The 1518-nt window shown below is 45.1% G+C and carries 2 protein-coding genes; both read right to left on the bottom strand.

Annotated elements, in window-relative coordinates; genetic code table 11:
- The coding region (locus tag ACTHUT_RS20345) for a membrane lipoprotein lipid attachment site-containing protein (RefSeq protein ID WP_440419612.1) at positions 1 to 269 on the bottom strand (269 nt) is incomplete at its 3' end.
- Positions 270 to 423: 154 nt separating this feature from the next.
- On the bottom strand, positions 424 to 1356 hold the full coding sequence (gene cysK, locus ACTHUT_RS20340; RefSeq protein WP_250599839.1) for a cysteine synthase A: 933 nt from the start codon (positions 1354 to 1356) through the stop codon (positions 424 to 426).
- Positions 1357 to 1518 lie beyond the last annotated feature (162 nt).

The raw sequence follows: 1518 nt of genomic DNA, 5'->3' as shown, positions 1-1518 counted from the left end.
AAGCGGTTCAAATATTGGGCAGCCTGAACTTTGGTCAGACTACCTTGGCTCACTTGGGTACTCAAGCGACGTGCTTCATCATGAATCTTGGAAACATCTGCCCAATGCGAAGGAGCCAAATGATAACTGGTAGCTGAAACTTGTGAATCAGCCTTAGGTTTCTTGACGTTGGTTGGTCGAACTGGCACTTCTTTCAATGTTGGAACATAAATCGATTCACAACCGGCAAGTACCGCCACAGCAAGGATAGGAAGAATGTATTTTTTCATAATGCGCATTATAAGCATGATTCGTTGAAGAAACCAACTTTTGAATAACGGTATTCAAAGCTCATTAACTGAATTACAACAGATTTCATACTATATCTCAAGCCCATACGTAAAAAAGGCCGTCTGAAAACGGCCCTTTAACAACAATCCTATATTATGCCAAATCGGCAAACAGAGGCGTAGAAAGATAGCGTTCGCCATACGATGGCAACAAGACAACAATCAGCTTGCCTTCGTTTTCAGGTTTTTTAGCCAGTTGCAATGCGCTCCATACCGCGGCACCGGAAGAAATACCTACCAAAATGCCTTCTTTTTCAGCCATAGCGCGCGCAGTTTCAAACGCTGCTTCGTTAGGTACTTTGACAATACTGTCGTAAACAGTCGTATTCAAAACACTGGGGATAAAGCCTGCGCCCAAACCTTGAATCGGATGCGGGCCTTTTTCACCACCACTCAATACTGGAGAAGCTTCAGGCTCGACAGCCACGATTTGAACTTCGGGTTTGTGTTTTTTCAATACTTCGCCCACGCCGGTAATCGTACCGCCTGTACCCACACCGGCCACGAAAATATCAACTTGGCCGTCTGTATCACGCCAAATTTCTTCGGCAGTGGTTTTGCGGTGAACTTCAGGATTAGCCTCGTTATCAAATTGGCGCGGCATAAAGTAAGTATCTGGATGTTCGTCCACCAAAGACTGGGCTTTAGCGATAGCGCCTGCCATACCTTCGGCAGCCGGTGTCAAAATCAGCTCTGCACCGAATGCACGCAGCAGCATTTTGCGTTCTTTACTCATGCTTTCAGGCATAGTAATCGCCAATTTATAACTGCGGGCCGCACACACCATTGCCAAACCGATACCGGTATTGCCACTGGTCGCTTCAACGATAACGGTATCTTTATTGATTTTACCGGCTTGCTCCGCCGCTTCAATCATGGCTTCGGCAATACGGTCTTTCACGCTGCTGCCCGGATTGAAAAATTCAAGTTTAACGGCGATTTGCGCTTTCAAACCCTCGGTCAAACGGTTCAATTTTACCAAAGGGGTGTTGCCGATCAGCTCGGTAATATTATTTGCAATTTTCATTTCCTGCTCCAGATTTAGATGTGATATAGCCTGCATATTAAACTCAGGCCGTCTGAAAAACCAATATCGAAAATTTCTTTCATTATAACTTTTAGTTTGGATAAATTAATATCCGCCCCGTTCAAAAATCAAAGCCATGGCAACCACAGCCTGCATGACAAC

Source organism: Neisseria sp. P0022.S010 (assembly GCF_051956635.1).
Note: the sequence above shows the minus strand (reverse complement) of the source record. Positions and strands in the feature narration are given on the sequence as shown.